The organism is Aeromonas sp. 600724 (assembly GCF_049175135.1).
GTDB classification, from domain to species: Bacteria; Pseudomonadota; Gammaproteobacteria; order Enterobacterales; family Aeromonadaceae; genus Aeromonas; species Aeromonas veronii_A.
The window spans coordinates 56,327-77,522 of record NZ_JAAKUM010000011.1 but is presented as its reverse complement, the minus strand read 5'-3'; the positions used below and the strand labels follow the sequence as shown (position 1 = coordinate 77,522).

Genomic DNA, 21,196 nt, shown 5'->3' with positions numbered 1-21,196 from the left:
ATCAGGATATCGTGATGACTGACCACACTTTTATTCCCGGCAAGGACGCGGCGCTGGAAGACTCCATCGAACGCTTCCAGACCAAGCTGCAAGCTCTGGGCTTTGATATTGAAGAGGCCTCCTGGCTCAACCCCGTGCCGAACGTCTGGTCGGTGCATATTCGGGACAAAGAGTGCGCCCTCTGCTTTACCAACGGCAAGGGTGCCAGCAAGAAGGCGGCACTCGCGTCTGCCCTTGGCGAATATTTCGAGCGTCTCTCCACCAACTACTTCTTCGCCGACTTCTATCTGGGCGAGCAGGTCGCCAACGGCGATTTCGTTCACTACCCGAACGAGAAGTGGTTCCCCATCGAGGGTGACCAGTTCCCGGCCGGTCTGCTAGACAGCTTCACCCGCAAGTTCTACAACCCGGACGGTGAAGTGACCGCCGACATGCTGGTGGATCTGCAGTCAAACAACGAGGAGCGCGGTATCGTCGCCTTGCCGTTCGAGCGCCAGTCAGATCACGAGACCGTCTACATCCCGATGAACATCATCGGCAACCTCTATGTCTCCAACGGCATGAGTGCTGGCAACACCAAGACCGAAGCGCGCACTCAAGCGCTCTCCGAAGTGTTCGAGCGCCACGTGAAGAACAAGATCATCGCCGAGGCCATCAGCCTGCCGTTGATCCCGGACGAGGTGATTGCCCGTTATCCGGGGATTGCCGCCTCCATCGCGGCGCTCGAAGCGGAAGGTTTCCCCATTTACAGCTTCGATGCCTCTTTGGGTGGCCGTTATCCGGTCATCTGTGTGGTGCTGCTCAACCCGAGCAATGGCACCTGCTTTGCCTCCTTCGGTGCCCACCCGCGCTTCGAAGTGGCCTTCGAGCGGACCGTCACCGAGCTGCTGCAGGGCCGTGGTCTCAAGGATCTCGACGTGTTTGTGCCGCCGTCATTCGACAACGAGCAGGTGGCGGATCACCACAACCTCGAGACCCACTTCATCGACTCCTCGGGCCTTATCAGCTGGGATCTGTTCAAGCAGGATGCGGACTTCGAGTTTGCCGACTGGGACTTCCGTGGCACCTCGCAGGAGGAGTTCGATCACCTGATCGGCATCTTCCATGAGCTGGAGCAGCCGGTCTATATCGCCGACTACGAGCATCTGGGTGTCTACGCCTGCCGCATTCTGGTGCCCGGCATGTCCGACATCTATCCGGCCGAAGATCTGTTGCTGGCCAACAACAATATGGGCGCCAACCTGCGCGAAGTGATCCTGGCACTGCCATCACTTGATTGGGATGCCGAGCAGTACATGGCGTTTTTTGATCAACTGGATGAAGAGGGGCACGACGAGCGTACCCGTGTACGCGAGCTGCTGGGCATCGCCGCTGCCAAGGGGACCGCGCTGCACACCCTGCGCGTTGGCGAGCTGAAAGCCATGCTGGCGCTGGCCGCCGGTGAGCTGGAGACCGCACTGGATCTCATCGACTGGACCATGGAGTTCAACCAGTCGGTGTTTACTGCCGAGCGTGCCAGCTACTACCGCGCCCTGCGTGCCTGCGTCGAGTTGTTCCTCGACGAGGAGCGGGATCCGGAGCAGTATCGCGCCGTCTTCACTCGCATGTATGGTGAAGAGACGCTGGCACAGGCATGGGCCAACGCCACTGGCGAAGCACGCTTCCACGGGCTGGAGGCGGCCGATCTGTCGCTCTCCCAGTTCCCACTGCACCAGAAGCTGCTGGCGGCCTACGAGAAGCTGCAGAAGGCCAAGCGAGCCCATCACTGGGCGTGATCGTTGCTGTAAAGGAAGGGGCCGTGTGGCCCCTTCTGTTTATCGTGCGGCAAGGCACGGGATAGTTATTCAAAGATGAAATAAAAAACAAAAAATACCCCTAAGGGGGTTGATGGCAGGGCAGGGGATGTGCTGTCGATCTGCAAAGATATCTTGCCAATACCATATTTCCATGATCGAAAATAAATTCTTTAAAATCATTGCATTAAAAATGTGATATTTCTGTTTCAGCTGATACATGGTGTAAAGTGGCGAAGCCATCGCACTAAAATATTTGTAGTAAAATTACATTCGCACTCTGATAAACTTGATCAATGTCAATTTTGGCTATTTGGCCCTTTGTTATGATTTCAACAGGCAAAACATTCAGGTAGAAAATAATTGAAAGCTGAATCTCCATTCGATTGTCTCAAGCCCGAAGCCATCGCTGCACTGGCTGAAGACATCACCTATGCCAAGGCTACCAAGCCGGCATACAAGGTCATTCCACTGGCCATTACCGCAGGCGCTTTCATCGCCATCGCATTTATCTTCTACATCACAGTGACGACCGGAACCGGTTCCATGCCTTGGGGTATGGCCAAGCTGGTTGGCGGTCTCTGCTTCTCTCTCGGACTTATTCTCTGTGTGCTGCTCGGTGCCGAGCTGTTCACCTCCACCACCCTGACACTGGTGGCCAAGGCTGCCAATCGCATCAGCTGGGCTCAGCTGCTCAAGAATTGGGGTCTGGTCTACTTCGGTAACCTGATTGGCGGTCTGCTGATGGTGGCGCTGATCATCGTTTCTGCCGAGTACACGGCAGCAGACGGTCAGTGGGGCCTTAACGCCCTCAAAGTGGCCCAACACAAAATTCACCACACCTTCTTCGAAGCGGTGGCGCTGGGTATCCTCTGTAACCTGATGGTATGTCTTGCTGCATGGATGGCCTTTGGTGCCCGCAGCGCGACTGACAAGGTAGTGGTTATGCTGCTGCCGGTTGCCATGTTCGTTGCCTCAGGTTTCGAGCACAGCATCGCAAACATGTTTATGATTCCGGTTGGTATCGCTATCCACAGCGTGGCTAGTCCGGAATTTTGGCAGGCCATCGGCCAGGATCCGGCAACCTTTGCTGACCTGACCGTATCCAACTTCGTCCTACACAACCTCATCCCCGTGACCATCGGCAATATCATCGGTGGTGGCGTGATGGTTGGTCTGACTTACTGGTTTATCTTCCGTCGTCATCATTAAGGATGATTGCGGGATACTACATCAATACCGTGTGAGGTAATGAAAAATGGCAGAACTTAACGAACAGTTCCAAAAAGCATGGGAAGGCTTCGCGGCCGGTGAATGGCAGACCTCTGTCAACACCCGTGACTTCATCCAGAAGAACTACACCCCGTATGAAGGTGACGAGTCCTTCCTGGCTGGCGCGACCGAAGCGACCACCAAGCTGTGGGACAAGGTCATGGAAGGGATCAAAATCGAAAACCGCACTCATGCGCCGGTTGATTTTGATACTGACCTGCCCTCCACCATTACCGCACACGATGCCGGTTATATCGATCAGAGCCTGGAGCAGATCGTTGGTCTGCAGACTGACAAGCCGCTGAAGCGCGCCATCATCGCCAACGGCGGTATCAAGATGGTTAAAACTTCTTGCGAAGTGTACGGTCGTCAACTGGACCCGATGGTCGAGAAGATCTTCACCGAATACCGCAAGACTCACAACCAGGGCGTGTTTGACGTTTACACCAAAGACATCCTGAACTGCCGCAAGTCTGGTGTTATCACCGGTCTGCCGGATGCCTACGGCCGTGGCCGTATCATCGGTGACTACCGTCGTGTTGCTCTGTACGGTGTTGACTTCCTGATGGCCGACAAACTGGCCCAGTTCAAGTCCCTGCAAGCTGACCTGGAAAACGGCGTCAACCTGGAAGCCACCATCCGTCTGCGCGAAGAGATCTCCGAGCAGCACCGTGCCCTGGCACAGATGAAGGTGATGGCTGCCAAGTACGGTTGCGATATCTCCGTACCGGCCAAGAACGCCAAAGAAGCCGTACAGTGGACCTACTTCGCCTACCTGGCGGCAGTCAAGTCCCAGAACGGTGCTGCCATGTCCTTCGGTCGTACCTCCAGCTTCCTGGATATCTACATCGAGCGTGACCTGCAGAAAGGCCTGATCACCGAGCAAGAAGCCCAGGAGCTGATGGACCACATGGTCATGAAGCTGCGTATGGTTCGCTTCCTGCGTACTCCGGAATACGATTCACTGTTCTCCGGCGACCCGATGTGGGCGACCGAGACCCTGGCTGGTATGGGCGTTGATGGCCGTACTCTGGTCACCAAGAACAGCTTCCGTATGCTGAACACCCTGTACACCATGGGCCCGTCCCCTGAGCCGAACCTGACCATCCTGTGGTCCGAGAAGCTGCCGGTCGGTTTCAAGAAGTACTGTGCCAAGGTATCCATCGAGACCTCTTCCGTTCAGTACGAGAACGACGATCTGATGCGTCCGGATTTCAACAACGATGACTACGCCATCGCTTGCTGTGTATCCCCGATGATCGTTGGCAAGCAGATGCAGTTCTTCGGTGCTCGTGCCAACCTGGCCAAGACCATGCTGTATGCAATCAACGGTGGTATGGACGAGAAGCTCAAGATCCAGGTCGGTCCGAAAACCGAGATGGTCAAGTCCGAGTACCTCGACTACAACGACGTAATGGATCGTCTGGACCACTTCATGGATTGGCTGGCCAAGCAATACGTTGCTGCGCTGAACATCATCCACTACATGCACGACAAGTACAGCTACGAAGCCTCTCTGATGGCGCTGCACGACCGTGACGTATATCGCACCATGGCGTGTGGTATCGCTGGTCTGTCTGTAGCCGCTGACTCCCTGTCTGCCATCAAGTACGCCAAGGTCAAGCCGATTCGTGACGAAGATGGCGTTGCCATCGACTTCGAAATCGAAGGCGAATACCCGCAGTTCGGTAACAACGACGCTCGCGTCGATGATATCGCCTGTGACCTGGTTGAGCGCTTCATGAAGAAGATTCAGAAGCTGAACACCTACCGTGGTGCTGTTGCTACCCAGTCTGTTCTGACCATCACCTCCAACGTGGTATATGGCAAGAAGACCGGTAACACCCCGGATGGCCGTCGTGCTGGTGCTCCGTTCGGCCCGGGTGCCAACCCGATGCACGGTCGTGACCAGAAGGGTGCTGTTGCTTCCCTGACTTCCGTAGCCAAGCTGCCGTTCGCTTACGCTAAAGATGGTATCTCCTATACCTTCTCCATCGTTCCGAACGCACTGGGTAAAGATATGGAAGCCCAGAAAGCCAACCTGGCTGGCCTGATGGACGGTTACTTCCACCACGAATCCAACGTAGAGGGTGGTCAGCACCTGAACGTTAACGTGATGAACCGTGAAATGCTGCTGGACGCCATGGAAAACCCGGAGAAATATCCGCAGTTGACCATCCGCGTATCCGGTTATGCCGTTCGCTTCAACTCTTTGACCAAAGAGCAACAGCAAGACGTCATCACCCGTACCTTCACTGCTTCTCTGTAATCGAGACATAGTGAGCAAAAACCGGCGCCAAGGCGCCGGTTTTTTTATGCGTGTGATTCAGGGGAGTAGGCTTACATCCAGTTCCATCGTAATCACAACATGTATGGAGATGGTATTCACCTGACAGTTGTCATGGGGTATTTGAACAGTGCTATGGCGCAGGTGTTCATCAGGATTGAACTTGGCACAGCCTGTAATGCGATAACGCGTTATTCACGCTCTAAGGGGATAGGCGGTTGCTTTGCCTGCCATTGCATCAGTGTTGCTATAGATCGTGGAACAGGCTTATCAGGATTCGGGGTGAAGAGAGACGACATCGTGTGTATAAAGCAATACCCGTAAGCCTGTGACTATGGCATCAGTCTCTGCCTACTTCCCAAATGTGTAGTTGGGAGAAGGGGTCAGGTTTAGCCTGCCAGATATGAGTGGGGCTTAAGCCAACACACTACAAACCCTGCATGCAGAAACAACAAGGGCTGCACATTGTGCAGCCCTTGCCTCTGGAGAATAGCGGGTTGAGCGTGTCAGCTGGCCCAGGTGATGATGTGATCGATCCATTCACCCGCCTGATCCTCGTGAATGACTTTGCCACGGACGGATTGACCAGCCTGATGCATCGCGGAACGACTGCCGGTCAGCAGAGGATGCCACTCTGGAAGAGCGTCACCTTCAGACAGCAGGCGATATGCGCAGGTTGAGGGGAGCCAGTCATATTCGGCGATCTTGTCATGGGTGATCTGCAGACAGTCAGGCTCTTTTTTGAAACGATTGGCGTAATCAGAGCACTGACAGGTCTTGGTGTTAAGCAAATTGCAGGCGACATTGGTGAAAACCAGTTCGTCGGTATCTTCATCGATCAGCTTGTTGAGGCAGCATTTTCCGCAACCATCGCAGAGGGATTCCCATTCGGATTCAGTCATCTGCTGCAGACTCTTGGTCTGCCAAAAGGGGGCTTGCATCATACCGCTCACTTATTACACCTGATAAAACGCGTGGTTATACCCCTTGTTACCCGGTATTTCAAGGAGAGGGTCACTCCGGGGGGAAATTTGTCGTGATCAGCTCAAATGAATGCAATGACTTTCAGCCTCATCATATTGCTCAAACGGGTTCGCTGGTGGGCAGGAAGTCCCACAGGTTTGAATACTTGGGCTGCATGATTGTCCAGTTCAGGTTTTATTTTCTGCTTCTTTATCCGTTACATCTTTTGATGTTTGTCTGCTTGCAGCAAGCAGGGTCAAATGATCTCCGATGCCTACCGTCAGGCTGTTGCACGCTTGTCTTTCAAATAAAGCCGCTGGTCACATATTGTTTGCGCCCTTCTGTCACTGCGACCCGCGGGAGAGCCTGCGTAGGCGTTCGTTTTTTGTCTTAATGATTGAGATAGATATCTTGCTCTGAATAGGCCAGCAGAGGTGTGCCGAGGTTAGTCCGTTTCGCGCCAAAGAAGCGGGTGAGTACGCCAGATTGCTGTCCCAGTCGCTGCAGCTTGACGTGATCCAGCTCGATCTGCTCGGGTAGCCAGGTAAATACGGCGGCGCAGTGACCATTGCCCAGACTGCGCTCCAGGGTTTGCTGCCAGTTCTTGATTTTGGGGCTATGTACCACCAGCACTCTCTTGGGATCGATACCTCGCTCTTCCAGACGGCTGACTGTGGGGCGTCCCGGCGGGGCGATCAACAAGATCCAGCCGGTATGAGCCTCCCCAAGCTTGGTCAGCTCGCTCAGAAACTGATCATCAGACTGGATAGTCACACCATAATGAGCCAACTCCGCTTTGCAGGCGGTTCTGGTTGGCCAGGGCTTGCTCATGACACGATTCATCGCAAAGGGCAGTGAGTGCAGGGGCTGGTTCATATATGGGGTTCCTGTATGAATATCCAAGCTGTATGTGTATACAGTAGTTCTATCCTGTGGCAGTGACAAGGTGTTTTTGCTGAAAAATGTGATGGTGTTGGCATGTGTCGTTAGTAAGGTTATGTTTTTAAACACTATTTAATATAAAGCTGGTTGGGTGTTTTTCGTACTATGGACAAACCTTGCGTAACCGCCCATGGTTATACAGGTCATTTACAGGAGGTGCCGCCATGGATATCAGTACCTTGCAACGTCTTGATGCCAACATCTTGCTGGGCATCATCAATGAGAAGCTAAGGCTTGAGTGTGACGGGTTGGAGGAGCTGCTGGCCTATTACGATATGAGTGAAGAGCAGTTGGCAGGGCGTCTGGATCAGATTGGGTACCATTACGATCCATTGAGCAATCAGTTCAAAGCACATCTTTAAGGATGCAATGATTGCTTCATATTTATACGGTAATTTTTCAGGCACATTGAAACCGGTTTCAATGTGCCGTCTTGCTGCCTATTTTCAGGGATTTTCAAGGCTTGGCAATCTCTGAAAACCTATTCATGCCAGAATATTTTTATTTTTTCATTAAGCTTATGATAATAAAGGGAATGTTTGTTTTTGTGCGATCAATTTAAGGAAAGGGTTTTCAAGCTTTTCAGGCTGTTTTTATCGGTTAAAGTGTGACTTGCGTTAACTTTTAATTCTGCCGCTTTAGTTAGTATTCTCACGCCGGTACATATTTTGAGATAACAACAGCGCCGGTCCCGCAAGCGGGATAACAATTTTATTTGTAACGAAGGAATATGGTTTATGGCTACCAAGAAGAAGACAGACCAGGATCTCCAACTGGATAAAGATCAGCTCAAGGCGAGTATCGTGCGTCACCTGCGTTCTACCTTGGGAACAAGCGAACAGAAAGCCTCTCCCGAAGCGTGGTGGAAAGCCACTGCGGCGGCCGTCAATGAACAGGTGTACGAGCGCCTGACCCGCACTCAGCAGACTCATTTCAAGAAAGATACTCGTGCGATTCACTACCTCTCTGCTGAATTCCTGATGGGAAGATTGACCTCCAACAACCTGCACAACCTCTCCCTCTACAAGACTTGCGAAGAGGCGCTGGGCGAACTCGGCCTGGAACTGACCGACCTGTGCGAACAAGAGCCGGATATGGCACTTGGCAACGGCGGCCTGGGTCGTCTGGCTGCCTGCTTTATCGACTCGCTGGCCACCCTGAACTATCCGGCGGTTGGTTACGGTATCCACTACGAACACGGTCTGTTCCGTCAGGAAATTCAGGATGGTCGCCAGATTGAGCGCCCAGACTCCTGGCGTGAATATGGCAACCCCTGGGAGATCTGCCGTCCCGAGTCGGTGCAAGAAGTGCCGCTCTATGGCTACGTCGAGACCGTGTTTGGTGACAATGGCGGCCTGAAGAAGGTGTGGCACGCCGGTCGCAAGATTAAAGGGGTGCCTTGGGATATTCCGGTGGTCGGTTTTGGCGGTCACACCGTCAACATCCTGCGTTTGTGGGAATCCCGCGCCTCCGAGTTTTTCGACTGGGACGTATTCAACGCCGGTGGTTACATCGACTCCCAGGCTGAGAAAGCCCAGGCCGAGACCATATCCAAGGTACTCTATCCGAACGATGAGACCGATGCCGGTAAAGAGCTGCGTCTGATCCAGCAGTACTTCTTCTGTGCTTGCTCCATCAAGGACATCATGCGCCGCTACAAGCGGGTGCATGGCGCCGACTTCAGCAACTTTGCCGCGCAAATTGCCATTCAGCTCAACGATACTCACCCGACTGTCGCCATCCCGGAACTGATGCGGGTACTGGTTGACGAGGAAGATCTGAACTGGGATGCCGCTTGGGCCATCTGCTATCAGGTCTTCTCTTATACCAACCACACTCTGCTGCCGGAAGCGCTGGAGAAGTGGTCGGTCAGCCTGTTCGAGAAAGTACTGCCTCGCCATCTGGAGGTGATTTACGAGATCAACGCCCGCTTCCTGAACGAGTTGGTGGAGCCCAAGTGGCCGGGCAACGACGCCATCAAGGCCAAGCTCTCCATCATCGAAGAGGGGGCCGTGCGCAAGGTTCGCATGGGCAACCTGTGCGTGATCGGTTCGTCCAAGGTGAACGGTGTGGCCGAGATCCACTCCAAGCTGGTGAAGGAAGATCTCTTCCCCGAGTATGCCGAGCTGTGGCCGGAAAAAATGTGCAACGTGACCAACGGGGTAACCCCGCGTCGCTGGCTGCTGGCCTGCAACCCGGAGCTGGCGGGTCTCTACAACGAAGTAGTGGGCAAGGAGTGGCCGCTGCAACTGGACAAACTGCGTGGCGTGGTGAAGTTTGCCGACGACAAGGCGTTCCAGCAGCAGTTCATGACCATCAAGCGTCACAACAAAGAGAAGCTGGTCAAGGTCATCAAAGACGAAACCGGTATCGATGTCAGTGCCGAGGCGATCTTTGACGTTCAGATCAAGCGTCTGCACGAGTACAAGCGCCAGCAGCTGAACCTTATTCACATCATGGCACTCTATCGTCGTCTGCTGGCCAACCCGGACTATGACATGCATCCACGCGTGTTTATCTTCGGCTCCAAAGCGGCGCCCGGTTACAAGCTGGCCAAAGACATCATCTATGCCATCAACAAGCTGGCGGATCGGGTCAACAACGATGCTCGTATCCAGGGCAAGCTGAAAGTGGTGTTCATGCCGAACTACCGCGTGAGTCTGGCCGAGAAGTTGATCCCGGCGGCAGATGTCTCCGAGCAGATCTCTACTGCTGGTTACGAAGCATCCGGTACCGGCAACATGAAGATGGCACTCAACGGTGCAATCACCATCGGGACGCTGGATGGAGCCAACATCGAGATCGCCGAAGAGGCGGGTGCCGAAAACTGTGCCATCTTCGGTCTGAACGTGGACGAAGTGAAGTCGCTGAAGGCGCGCGGTTACAACCCGTACGACTTCTACTATGCCAACTCAGAGCTCAAGGCCGTGCTGGACTGGTTTGATACCGACTACTTCACGCCTGGTCGTCCGGGTGAGCTGGCCTCCATCAAGCGCTCTTTGCTGGAAGGGGGAGACCCTTACCTGACCCTGGCGGACTTCCAGTCCTACTCGGATGCACACAAGCTGATCGATACCTGGTATCGGGATCCGGCACTGTGGGCGAAGAAGGCTATCATCAACTCGGCCACCATGGGTAAGTTCAACTCAGACCGTTCCATCCAGGACTATGTGGATCGTATCTGGAAGCTGAAACCCTGCAACATCGGTTGATCACCTCTTAATATGAGAACCCCGCTATGCGGGGTTTTTTTATAGCTGCTTGGATTCGTAAATATTTGTACACCATTTGCAAAAAGCTTGATCATCTGTGATAGATGCACAGGGCATCACATATTATTTTAATGTCGTTATTACCAGCCTTTCCCGGGAACACCTCATCTCATGGCACCCGTATCGCTCATAAGTCTGAAGTCATCATCATGTGTACTCTCGCTGCTGTCGCATGGCACAAGCTGACGATGGTCAGGGATGTGACAGATGGCCGTTGGGGTGCAGGAAAAGAGAAAGCCCCGATGATACGGGGCTTTGTTGGAACCTGGTGTAGATTGAGGAGCCCGGCGAGCGAGCCACCAGCCATCAATGCAGTATGTCGCCCATAAAATAGGCAAGCAGGGTCAAAATGACGGTGAAGACCAGGTTCAGCACCAGGCCGGCCCGCATCATTTCACGCTGCTGGATATGGCCGCTGGCGAAGACAATGGCGTTGGGCGGGGTAGCCACTGGCAGCATGAAGGCGCAGGAGGCACCGACAGCGATCAGCACGGATACGACAATGGGAGAGACTCCCAGTGCCTCTGCGACTCCGGCAAACAGTGGAACCAGCAGAGCGGCGGTAGCGGTGTTGGATACCAGCTCGGTCAGGAACACCACGAAGGTGGCAAGACAGAGCAGGATGACGAAGATCGGCATGGTGGCCAGACCGTTGGATAGGTGCTCCGCCAGGAAGGCGTTGGCCCCGGTCTGCTTAAGGATGGCGCTCAGGGTCAAGCCGCCACCAAACAGCATCAGTACTCCCCAGTCGGTGTTCTGGTTGATGTCATCCCAGCTGGCCACCCGGCTGACGGCGATGGCGATGATGGCTCCCATGGCGATCAGTGTATCAAATTGAGGTATTCCTCCCAGCGCTTGGGCAATAGGCTGGGAGCCAATCCACAACAGCACTGTGGTCAGAAAGATCAGCATGGTCACCTTGCGTTGGCCGGTCCACTCTATGGTCACTCGCTCGGTGCTGACCTGATGTGAGAGGTTGGGGCGGGTTACCAGATAGAGCAGCCCGATGCCTACTGGCATGAAGATGAGGACAACAGGAATGCCAAATTTCAGCCAGTCAGTGAAGCCCAGCCCCATCTGGGCGGCCGCAATGGCATTGGGCGGGCTGCCTACCAGGGTGCCGATGCCGCCAATACTGGCGCTGTAGGCCACACCAAGCAATACGAAGACCAGTGTGCGGCGCTCCTTGTGAATGTCGAGACCTTTGAGCATGCCAAGGGCCAGCGGCATCATCATGGCGGCGGTAGCGGTATTGCTGATCCACATGGAGAGTGCCGCAGTAATACTGAAGAGTACGATGGCAGCCCAGCCGAGGTGTCCCTTGGCGAGCTGCATCACCTTACCGGCAATCTGGGTGTCTAGCCCCTGTTTGGATAGCGCTGCCGCCAGGGCAAAACCGCCAAAGAAGAGGAACAACACCGGGTTTGCGAAGTCGGTCAACGACTTGCTCATATCAAACACCCCGAGCAGGGTGGCAAGTACCGGGATGGAGATCGCGGTGATAGTGATGTTGACCGCTTCGGTCAGCCAGAGAATAGCTATAAAGACCAGAATGCCCAGCCCCTTGTTGACCATAGGATCAAAAGGGAGCCAAGCGAGCATGATGCATAGCAGAAGCAGATCCAGGATCACGATCCCGGTCTTGATATCCAGCCAACGAGATGGAGCAGAGGGTACAGCCGATGTGTGCATATCGTTCTCTCGGTTAATTTATGGTTGTTTTTGTGTTGCCGAGATTACATCCATTCACTTGTTTGAAACAGGCTCACATATTGAAAATCAGTCTCTACTCACACACTCATTGATAAAAATGAGGAAATAAATACATAAATCAAACATTGCTGAAACATAAGTTAAACATCCATGAACTGTTCCAGCCACTGCTTGAACATGTTCTTGGGCAGGGATCCATTTATCTGGTTCACCACTTTACCCTGTTTGAAGACCATCAGGGTGGGGATGCTGCGAATGGCGTAACGGGCGGCAATGGTGCTCTGCTGCTCGGTATCGACTTTGACAAAGCGCATCCGTGGTTCGAGTTCATGGGCAACATCATGAAATACTGGAGCAAACTGCTGGCAAGGGCCGCACCAGCTGGCCCAAAAATCGACAACGACCGGAATATCGGAGTTGATCAGGGTATCGAAGTTATCCGCCTTCCCGAGGCAAGGGGTTTGGCTGAACAGGGACGCCTTGCAGTGCCCACATTTGGCGGAGTGGGTTACATGGGTGGAGGGCAGGCGGTTTCTTGTAAAGCAGTGGCTACAATAAGTAGTGATAAATGACATAATAGTCTCCTTGAAGATCGGTTCTGGTGGCTGTGATGAAAATAGTGCCAGAGTTAAAATAGTGAAATAACGTTAACACAGCGCTCGGCTGGGGTGGACACCTCCACTCCGAGCTCTGCTCAAGCCGGACAATTCAGCGGCCATTATAAGTAGAGAGTCAAAACGGGATGAATAAAGGATCACGGAAGAGCCCTGTGGTACTGCTGCTTGTTGCTGCCTTGTTGCTCGGCTTCTCGGTTCTTTGCTGGCAACTGCTTAGTCAACAGCAGCGTGCATACAGCCTGAATCAGGCAGCGGAGGCAGTGCTGAACCGGATCAACACCGACAGTGTTTACCTGCTTGGTCGTGAGAGTGCCAATGATAGCAATGTTCAGCAACGGCTCGTCCAGTTATCCGGTATCCTCGATAGCTTTGTTCACAGGGTTCGTAGTGATGCTGAGGTTGAGCAAACGCCTCTTTCACAGAGGTTGCTGCAGGATTTGGATCTCTACCAGATGGAGCTGGCCAGACTGTACAGCATGGAAAAGGCGGTGGAATATATCGTGCAACCCTTTCAGCATCAGCTTGAGAAGGTACGCGCTATCACGCCGGCAGAGAGCCTCTTGCATCGTGATCTCAATGAGTTGGCCCAACTCAGCCATTTTTTGCAACACAGCGCCGATAACCAGTATCAGCAACAGCTGAGCTTGTTGCAGCGTGCTCTTGCTTCCCATTACGGCTCGCAACCCGAGGTGATCACCTTGGTTAACCTGAGCAAGGATTTGAGTCGTCAGGTGATGGCTTATCATACCCTGCGCCATCGTCTCATCGATATGCAGGTGAGCGATAACCTGGTGCGCTGGAAGATGGATAAGCTGGAGCGGGCTTCATCATTGCTGAACCGCTTCTATTTAATGGTGCTTGGCGGTGCCTTGATCAGTTTTGTGCTGGTGGCCTATACCCTATGGCGTCGTAATCAGAAGTTGAGCGAGTTGTCCCGTCAGACGGCCTTGCTGGCACAGGCCAAAAGCGATTTTCTGGCCAATATGAGCCACGAGATCCGCACCCCCATGAATGCCATCATCGGTTTCAGCTCACTGGCACTGCAGACCGAGCTGGATCAGCAACAACGGGACTATCTGGGCAAGATAAAGTCTTCATCAGATACCTTGCTGCTGCTTATCAACGACATTCTCGATCTGACCAAGGTGGAGTCCGGCAAGCTGACGTTGGAGGAGATCGACTTCGATCTCAGCGAGCAGCTCGACTCGCTGGCGGGCATGTTTGCCGATCTGGCGGAGCGCAAACATGTGGAGGTGATCATTCGCAAATCGCCGGAGGTGCCTGTCTTCTTGCGTGGGGATCCTCTGCGGCTGGGGCAGGTTCTGGTCAATCTGGTGAACAATGCCATCAAATTCACCGAACGTGGTGAGGTCGAAGTCTCCATCGATCTGGCCAACTCCCATCCAATGCGGATCCGCTTCAGTGTGCGCGATACCGGCATCGGCATTGCCGAAGAGAAGCAGACCCAACTGTTTCAGGCGTTTACCCAGCTGGAGGCGGGCAATACCCGCAAATATGGCGGCTCGGGTCTTGGGCTCAATATTTCCCAGCGGCTGGTGGAGCTGATGGGGGGGCGGATCACCGTAGAGAGCAAGCCTGGCGTCGGCTCTCTGTTCAAGTTCGATATCCCGATGGCGCAGGCGGTCTACGGTGTGGCTGGACGGAAAGTTTTCTTCGAAAACCAGCCGCTGGTGATGGTGATGGATGACAACGAACTGGTGCTGGATCTGGCTCGGGACATCCTGACTCGGGCGGGTGTGCGAGTGCTGCCGGTCAACTCCCTTTCCCGTGCCCGTCAATTATTGCGTGAAGAGGGGCCCAATCTGCGGTTGGCAATCCTCGACTGGCGCATGGGGCAGGAGGATGGACTCGATCTGGCGCTGGAGATGTATCAGCACAGCCAGTGGCGGCGGATACCCATCCTGATGGTCAGCGCCTGGGCCAGAGAGGGGCTGCACGCCAGGATGGACAGCATGGGGCTGACCCATTTTCTGCCCAAGCCGATGACCGAGAATGCCCTGCTGGCCAAGGTGGACGAGTTGCTCAATGGCAGCTCTTATGAACTCAATCTGCGCAAGGCAGAGGCTCAGGGGGATCAGCAGCACTTCAAATCCCTGTTGCAGGGTACCCGAGTGCTGTTGGCCGAAGACAACCGGGTCAATCAGCAGCTCATCATCGAATATCTACGTCGGGTCGATGCGGTAGTGTGCGTGGTTAACAATGGTCGCGAGGCGGTGGAGCGGGTCGCCGAGCAGCCTTTTGACGTGATTCTGATGGATTTGCAGATGCCGGTGCTGGACGGACTCGATGCCACCCGCCAGATCCGCAAGATGGTCGACAAACACGATGTGCCCATCATTGCCCTCACCGCCAGTGCCATGCCCGGTGACAAGGAGCGCTGCCTGGGGGTGGGGATGAATGGCTATGTCACCAAGCCGGTGAGCAAGCTGGATCTCTACAACAACCTGCTGCAGTGGGTGAAGCCGCAAGGGGTGGAGCAGGCGGGGATCATGGAGGTGAAACCGCCGGATATGATCGGAGTCCTCGATCTGCAGGATGCCCTCAAGCGGCTGGAGCAGGACAAGGAGGCATTGCAGATCCTGTTCAAGCTGTTCATGTCGGAGCATAAGGACGACCTGTGGGAGATCCGCTCTGCCCTGCGCCGTCAGCAGCCCGAGGTGGCCAGCAAGCTGCTGCACACCCTCAAGGGGGTGTCTGCCAATATCTCGGCGGCCCGTCTGCAATTGGTGGCTGGCGAGCTGGAGTGGCGCCTGCGGCAAAACGAGGTGCTAAGCGAGACGGATCTGGAGCAGTTGCAACAGGTGTTCAGCCAGACCCGGGAAGAGGTGTCACACTTCCTGTTGACCGGTGAGCAGCATGAAAATTCGTATAATCCCTATTCATCAGGGGATGATCGCATGTCACAGTGAATTAAATAGTAATTATTCTCAACCATCCCGGTTCGGGATATGATGAGCTTTCGTTCGAATCGCCTCCAGCCGGAGGCGATTGTTTTCATTCTTCTATTTCTGCGTGGCTTCTCTGATGGCCGCTCCTTGGAGCGGTCACGGGCAGAGAGCGCTAAAGGTTGGTGGTGTGAGCGTATTTCTACGATTGAGCTGGTTTTTCAAGGAGCAGTGGCCCCGTTATCTGGCTGCCATCTCCCTGCTACTGATGGTAGCCCTGTTGACCGTTATTCCACCCAAAGTGGTGGGCTGGGTGGTGGATGGCATCACCAAGGGCGGTCTCGACAATGGTACCCTGATGCGCTATCTGGCCGGGCTGTTCGGGCTCGGCGTACTCATCTATCTGCTGCGCTACGTCTGGCGGGTGATGCTGTTTGGTGCCTCCTACCGGCTGGCCTATGTCCTGCGCAATCGCCTGTTCAGCCATTTCACCCGGATGAGCCCCGATTTTTATCAGCGTCACCGTACCGGCGATCTGATGGCCCATGCCACCAATGACATTCAGGCGGTGGAGATGACCGCTGGCGAAGGGGTGCTGACGCTGGTGGACTCCATCATGGTCGGGGTGCTGGTGCTCTCCATCATGTGCAGCCAGTACTCCTGGCAGCTGACGCTGGTCTCCTTGTTGCCGCTGCCGGTGATGGCCTACTTCATGAACCGCTTCGGTACCCAGATCTACACCCAGTTCAAGGCGGCGCAAGGGGCCTTCTCCAAGCTCAACAACAAGACCCAGGAGGCCCTTTCCGGCGTGCGAGTGCTGAAATCCTATGCGGTTGAATCGCTGGAAGATGAGGGCTTTACCGAGCTGACCAAACAGGCGGGGGAGCGCAATATGGCGGTGGCCCGCATCGATGCCAAGTTCGATCCGGTCATCTATCTCTGTATCGGTTGCTCCTACTTCCTCGCGGTGGCGGGGGGCAGTGTGCTGGTGTTGCAGGGTGAGCTGACTCTGGGTGAGCTCACCAGCTTCACCATGTACCTCGGCCAGCTGATCTGGCCGATGTTTGCCATCGCCTGGCTGTTCAACATCATCGAGCGGGGCAGCGCCGCCTACTCCCGTATCGAAAGCCTGCTTGGGGAGCGCAGCGATATCGAAGAGCCCGCCCAGCCGGCCGCGTTTACCTCTGCCTTTCCTTTGCAGATCAAAGGGGTGAGCTATCAACTCGAGCAGCGCACCCTGCTTGCGGATATCGACGTTACCCTCAAGCAAGGGGGGATGCTCGGGGTGGTGGGGCGCACCGGGGCAGGCAAGAGTTCCCTGCTCAAGCTGCTGATGCGCCTTGCCAATCCGACTCACGGTTCGATTGTCATGGGGGGCGTACCGATTGACCAGCTGCCGCTCGCCACACTGCGCAGCCAGTTTGCCTATGTGCCACAGGAGCCATTCCTGTTTTCCACCACCATCGCTGCCAATATTGCCCTCGGCAAACCCGATGCGAGCCGCGAGGAGGTCGAACGGGTGGCACGCATTGCCTGTGTCCACGATGATATCGTGCGTTTCCCCAAGGGTTATGAGACCGAGGTGGGCGAGAAAGGAGTGACCCTCTCCGGCGGCCAGAAACAGCGGCTGGCCATTGCCCGCGCCCTGCTGCTGGGTGCGCCCATTCTGGTGCTCGATGATGCGCTCTCGGCGGTGGATGCCCACACCGAGCAGCAAATTCTGCATGCCCTCAAAGCCCATCGTCGCACCCTGATCCTGGTCAGCCATCGCATGACGGCGGTGGAGCAGGCCGACGAGATCCTGGTGCTGGAGCAGGGGGCCATCAGCGAGCGGGGTCATCACGGTACCCTGATGGCGCACAATGGCTGGTATGCAGATATGGTGCGTTACCAGCGACTCGAAGAAGCGGTGGAGGAGAGCCTGTGAATCCGACCATTAAACGACTGCTCGCCTACTGCGCCCAGTATCCTCGCTGGCTTATTCAGGCGGGGATCTGTTTGCTGCTCGCAACCGGCGCCGAAGTGGCCGGACCGCTACTGATCAAGCTCTTTATCGATGACTATCTGGCGCCTCGCAATATTGTGCTGCCCACCATTGCCCTGATCGCAGCGGGCTATCTGGGCTTGCAGGTGCTCTCGGCGGCGGGTTTCTATTTGCAATCCCTGCGCTTCAATCGCATCGCTCAGGCGGTGGTGCAAACCCTGCGCGAGCAGGTATTTGCTACAGCCATCCGTTTGCCAGCCCGCTACTTTGACAAGCATCGCTCCGGCTCGCTGATTTCCCGCATCACCAACGACACCGAGGCGATCATGAACCTCTATGTGCAGGTGATCGGTTTGCTGGTGCAAAAGGTGGTGCTGTTGTGCGGCATCCTCATCTCCATGGCGCTGCTGGATCTGCGGCTGATGCTGGTCTGCTCCCTGCTGCTGCCCGCGGTGGGCGGGGTGATGTGGCTCTACCAGAAACTGAGCGTGCCGGTGGTGCGAGCGACTCGCAGCCTGCTCTCCGACATCAACAGCCGCCTCAACGAGTCGCTGCAGGGGATGCCGGTGATCCAGGCGATGGTGCAGGAGCGCCACTTTGCCAACGCCTTTGCCGAGGTGAACCAGCAACACTGGTCGGCACGGATCAAGAGCCTCAAGATCAACGGCATTTTGCTGCGCCCGCTCATCGATCTCTTCTACATGCTGGTGCTGATCGGTCTGTTGGCGCTGTTTGCCCATGAGGGGGGGAGCCACGCCGGTGCTATTCAGGTAGGGGTGCTCTACGCCTTTATCAGCTATCTGGGCCGGATGATCGAGCCGCTCATCGAGATGACCAACCAGCTTAACCAGTTGCAGCAGGCGATGGTGGCGGGGGAGCGGGTCTTTGCCCTGCTCGATGAAACCCGCGAAAGCACCGAGGGTGAGATGATCCCGCTGGAAGGGCGGGTCAGTTTCGAGCGGGTGAGTTTTTCCTACGATGGTGAGCAGCAGGTGCTGCGGGAGGTCAGTTTTGCCGCAAAACCGGGCCAGATGCTGGCGCTGGTGGGCCATACCGGCAGCGGCAAGTCCACCATTATCAGCTTGCTGATGGGCTTCTATCCGCTGGATCAGGGGCAGATCCGCTTCGATGATCACGCACTGGATACCCTGTCGCTGGCGGCGGTGCGCCGCAGCATCGGGCTGGTGCAGCAAGATCCCTTTATCTTCGTCGGCACCCTGGCGGAGAACCTGCGTCTCGGCCGGGCCGGAATAGACGAAGCGCGGCTCTGGCAGGCGTTGAGCGAGGTGCAGCTGGCCGACTTTGTGCGCAGCCTGCCACAGGGGATCAACACCCTGATGGAGGAGGGGGGCAAGAACCTCTCCGCCGGTCAGCGGCAACTGCTCTCCTTTGCCCGTGCACTGGTGGGAGATCCGCGTATCCTCATTCTGGATGAAGCGACGGCCAGCGTGGACTCCCAGACCGAGTTGGCGCTGTCGCAGGCGATCTCTGCTGCCCGTCGTGGCCGCACCACCATCGCCATCGCCCACCGCCTCTCGACCATCGTCGATGCGGACGAGATCCTGCTGCTCTCCCGCGGTCAGGTGAATGAGCGGGGTACCCATGGTGAGTTGATGGCCCTCGGCGGTCACTATGCCCAGCTGTTCGAGATGCAGAGTCAGGGGGCCTGGCTGGAAGAGAAGCGCGCCTGATCGGCACATTTGCTGTAACAGCGACATGAGCGAAAAGAGGGAACCGGTGCGGTTCCCTCTGTTTTTTTGCGTTGGGCAAAAGGTCGTAACCGTGATCCCTGTGCTTGTCGAATGGCGCAGATGCAGGCAACATGTTGTTTACATTAACTCATCGGATCAGTTCGCATATGGATTTGCAACGCTTCAAAGCCAATCTGGCGCTTCGGCTGTTTGCCTGGCGCTATATTCCCGTCATCGGGTTTTGTGCCCCGATCATCGAAGAGATGAACGCCAAGGCGCTGCGCATTCGCATTCCTCTTGGCTGGCGTACCCGCAACCACCTGGGCAGCATGTATTTTGGCGCGCTGGCGACCGGCGCCGATCTGGTAGGCGGTCTGCTGGTGATGGAGAAGGGGCGGCAGCGGCGCAAGAAGGTGCACTTCGCCTTCAAGGATGTGCAGGGGGAGTTTTTGAAACGACCGGAGGGGGATGTGCAGTTCGACTGCGCAGCGGGGGAGGAGATTGACGCCATGATCGACGAGTCGTTGGCAAGCGGTCAGCGCATCAATCGCCCCATCCGGGTGGTAGCCACCTGTCCGTCATTGAACGGGGATGAGGCGATGGCGCGTTTTGTGCTGACCCTGTCGATCAAGGCCAGCTAGCGGGTTGCCGGAGAGTGGCTCCCCGAAACGGGTTTAGCCAATCTCCGGGCTGATGCCCTCTTTCACCACGACCTTCATGCCGTTGAAGTTGACCACCTGTTCGGCCACGATCTTGCAGCGCTTGCGGGTCTCGACCTGACCGTCCACCTCGACCAGCCCTTCGGCAACGAGGGCTTTGGCGGCGCCGCCACAATCGGCCCACCCCTGATGTTTGATAAGGTCACACAAGGCAACGAAGGGGTGACCTTCGAGCAGAAACGTCTCCATGGGAAATCCTCTAGATGGATGAATGCCGGATACAGCAGGACGACTATTTTAGGCAGTTCGCTCAGGCAAAGAAAGGAAGAGGGACTACTCGCTGTGAAAAAGTGGCCGATTGTTCTTGAGGTGGCGCTTTCGCAAGTCCTGATGGAGAGGTGAGAGGGCCAACCGTGACGTATCGTGACGCACCTCGTCCATGCTGGTGTGCCCACACTCTCCCCTGACTGTTAGGATCGGGCCACTCTCAATGGCCCAAGGAACTTCCCATGACACTCTCCCGCCTGCTGCTGGCATGCAGCGCCCTTACTCTGTGCGGTGTCGCGCAGGCCAGTACTCCGGTGCAGGTCTCGCTGCCCGGGGTCAATTTGCCCGCGTCCCATCAGGTGGAAGGGGCGCGCGCCTCGCTGCTCTACGGTCGGACCGGTCAGGTGAAGGGTATTGATCTGCCGATCTTCGCCCTCTCCGATGTGGATCAGTTCAGCGGCCTGCAGCTCGGGGTATTCCTGGGTGCTGGTCGGGTGCGCCACCAGTTTGGCGGGGTCGCCATCAACGCCATCAACTGGCACGAAGGGCAGGATACCGGCGTCAATCTGGGGCTGGTCAACCTGACCAACAATGTGCAGGGGCTTAACTGGGGGGCGGTCAATATCGCCAAGGGCAATGCGCTGGCCAACGTTGGCTTCGTCAACTATGCCGAGCGTACCACCTTCCAGATTGGCTTTATCAATGCGACCAAGCACCTCGACGGCTTGCAGATCGGGCTGGCCAACTATGCCGCCAACGGTGTGTTCCCCATTCTGCCGCTGGTGAACTTCCAGAAATCGTTCTGAGTGGGCGGTTCGCTTTGCGTTAAG

15 protein-coding genes are annotated in these 21,196 nt (G+C 55.7%); 10 read left to right on the top strand and 5 right to left on the bottom strand.

Annotated features, from left to right (window positions below; all coding sequences use genetic code 11):
- Positions 1-14 precede the first annotated feature (14 nt).
- From ycaO to pflB, 3 genes are all read left to right on the top strand, one after another.
- Positions 15-1,775, top strand: coding sequence for a 30S ribosomal protein S12 methylthiotransferase accessory factor YcaO (gene ycaO / locus G5168_RS11860; protein ID WP_043824548.1), 1,761 nt, complete (start codon positions 15-17; stop codon positions 1,773-1,775).
- Positions 1,776-2,156: 381 nt separating this feature from the next.
- On the top strand, positions 2,157-3,005 hold the full coding sequence (gene focA, locus G5168_RS11855) for a formate transporter FocA (protein WP_005333620.1): 849 nt from the start codon (positions 2,157-2,159) through the stop codon (positions 3,003-3,005).
- Between the two features lie 46 nt (positions 3,006-3,051).
- Entirely contained in the window at positions 3,052-5,334 is a 2,283-nt protein-coding gene (gene pflB / locus G5168_RS11850; protein ID WP_005352571.1) for a formate C-acetyltransferase, read from the top strand.
- 524 nt (positions 5,335-5,858) lie between these two features.
- On the opposite strand, the gene G5168_RS11845 is transcribed toward pflB, so the two are convergent.
- Together G5168_RS11845 and G5168_RS11840 are read right to left on the bottom strand one after the other, a co-directional pair.
- Positions 5,859-6,293: a YcgN family cysteine cluster protein gene (locus G5168_RS11845; RefSeq protein ID WP_005352569.1), complete on the bottom strand. Its 435-nt coding sequence runs from the start codon at positions 6,291-6,293 to the stop codon at positions 5,859-5,861.
- Between the two features lie 412 nt (positions 6,294-6,705).
- Positions 6,706-7,191, bottom strand: a complete 486-nt coding sequence (locus G5168_RS11840; RefSeq protein ID WP_064335890.1) for a hypothetical protein — start codon at positions 7,189-7,191, stop codon at positions 6,706-6,708.
- Positions 7,192-7,421: 230 nt separating this feature from the next.
- Between G5168_RS11840 and G5168_RS11835 the strand changes: the two genes are divergently transcribed.
- On the top strand, positions 7,422-7,619 hold the full coding sequence (locus G5168_RS11835) for a DUF4250 domain-containing protein (RefSeq protein ID WP_005333612.1): 198 nt from the start codon (positions 7,422-7,424) through the stop codon (positions 7,617-7,619).
- Positions 7,620-7,994: 375 nt separating this feature from the next.
- On the top strand, positions 7,995-10,469 hold the full coding sequence (locus tag G5168_RS11830) for a glycogen/starch/alpha-glucan phosphorylase (protein ID WP_216978915.1): 2,475 nt from the start codon (positions 7,995-7,997) through the stop codon (positions 10,467-10,469).
- A 366-nt stretch (positions 10,470-10,835) separates the two neighbouring features.
- On the opposite strand, the gene G5168_RS11825 is transcribed toward G5168_RS11830, so the two are convergent.
- Positions 10,836-12,221, bottom strand: a complete 1,386-nt coding sequence (locus tag G5168_RS11825) for an SLC13 family permease (protein ID WP_421249919.1) — start codon at positions 12,219-12,221, stop codon at positions 10,836-10,838.
- 161 nt (positions 12,222-12,382) lie between these two features.
- Entirely contained in the window at positions 12,383-12,817 is a 435-nt protein-coding gene (trxC, locus tag G5168_RS11820) for a thioredoxin TrxC (RefSeq protein ID WP_216978913.1), read from the bottom strand.
- Between the two features lie 167 nt (positions 12,818-12,984).
- Between trxC and G5168_RS11815 the strand changes: the two genes are divergently transcribed.
- From G5168_RS11815 to G5168_RS11800, 4 genes are all read left to right on the top strand, one after another.
- On the top strand, positions 12,985-15,789 hold the full coding sequence (locus tag G5168_RS11815; protein ID WP_421252256.1) for a response regulator: 2,805 nt from the start codon (positions 12,985-12,987) through the stop codon (positions 15,787-15,789).
- A 166-nt stretch (positions 15,790-15,955) separates the two neighbouring features.
- A complete protein-coding gene (locus tag G5168_RS11810) occupies positions 15,956-17,692 on the top strand; it encodes an ABC transporter transmembrane domain-containing protein (protein WP_421252255.1) in 1,737 nt (578 codons plus the stop codon).
- Positions 17,689-19,440, top strand: coding sequence for an ABC transporter transmembrane domain-containing protein (locus G5168_RS11805; RefSeq protein WP_421252254.1), 1,752 nt, complete (start codon positions 17,689-17,691; stop codon positions 19,438-19,440). The genes G5168_RS11810 and G5168_RS11805 overlap by 4 nt, the downstream gene beginning before the upstream one ends.
- Positions 19,441-19,607: 167 nt before the next feature.
- Positions 19,608-20,081 (top strand): DUF4442 domain-containing protein, encoded by a 474-nt coding sequence (locus G5168_RS11800; RefSeq protein ID WP_005352552.1) that lies wholly within the window; start codon positions 19,608-19,610, stop codon positions 20,079-20,081.
- A 33-nt stretch (positions 20,082-20,114) separates the two neighbouring features.
- Here G5168_RS11800 and ybcJ read toward each other — a convergent pair whose 3' ends face one another.
- A complete protein-coding gene (ybcJ, locus tag G5168_RS11795) occupies positions 20,115-20,348 on the bottom strand; it encodes a ribosome-associated protein YbcJ (protein WP_033137049.1) in 234 nt (77 codons plus the stop codon).
- 260 nt (positions 20,349-20,608) lie between these two features.
- Between ybcJ and G5168_RS11790 the strand changes: the two genes are divergently transcribed.
- On the top strand, positions 20,609-21,172 hold the full coding sequence (locus G5168_RS11790; RefSeq protein WP_005352548.1) for a VC2662 family protein: 564 nt from the start codon (positions 20,609-20,611) through the stop codon (positions 21,170-21,172).
- The last annotated feature ends 24 nt before the right edge of the window (positions 21,173-21,196 follow it).

Bases quoted from the DNA above. Each gene is read 5' to 3' on its own strand.
- G5168_RS11845 (WP_005352569.1), bottom strand. From the start codon at position 6,293: ATGCAAGCCCCCTTTTGGCAGACCAAGAGTCTGCAGCAGATGACTGAA.
- G5168_RS11835 (WP_005333612.1), top strand. From the start codon at position 7,422: ATGGATATCAGTACCTTGCAACGTCTTGATGCCAACATCTTGCTGGGC.
- trxC (WP_216978913.1), bottom strand. From the start codon at position 12,817: ATGTCATTTATCACTACTTATTGTAGCCACTGCTTTACAAGAAACCGC.
- G5168_RS11815 (WP_421252256.1), top strand. From the start codon at position 12,985: ATGAATAAAGGATCACGGAAGAGCCCTGTGGTACTGCTGCTTGTTGCT.
- G5168_RS11840 (WP_064335890.1), bottom strand. From the start codon at position 7,191: ATGAACCAGCCCCTGCACTCACTGCCCTTTGCGATGAATCGTGTCATG.
- G5168_RS11830 (WP_216978915.1), top strand. From the start codon at position 7,995: ATGGCTACCAAGAAGAAGACAGACCAGGATCTCCAACTGGATAAAGAT.
- ycaO (WP_043824548.1), top strand. From the start codon at position 15: ATGACTGACCACACTTTTATTCCCGGCAAGGACGCGGCGCTGGAAGAC.
- G5168_RS11790 (WP_005352548.1), top strand. From the start codon at position 20,609: ATGACACTCTCCCGCCTGCTGCTGGCATGCAGCGCCCTTACTCTGTGC.
- G5168_RS11800 (WP_005352552.1), top strand. From the start codon at position 19,608: ATGGATTTGCAACGCTTCAAAGCCAATCTGGCGCTTCGGCTGTTTGCC.
- G5168_RS11825 (WP_421249919.1), bottom strand. From the start codon at position 12,221: ATGCACACATCGGCTGTACCCTCTGCTCCATCTCGTTGGCTGGATATC.
- ybcJ (WP_033137049.1), bottom strand. From the start codon at position 20,348: ATGGAGACGTTTCTGCTCGAAGGTCACCCCTTCGTTGCCTTGTGTGAC.
- pflB (WP_005352571.1), top strand. From the start codon at position 3,052: ATGGCAGAACTTAACGAACAGTTCCAAAAAGCATGGGAAGGCTTCGCG.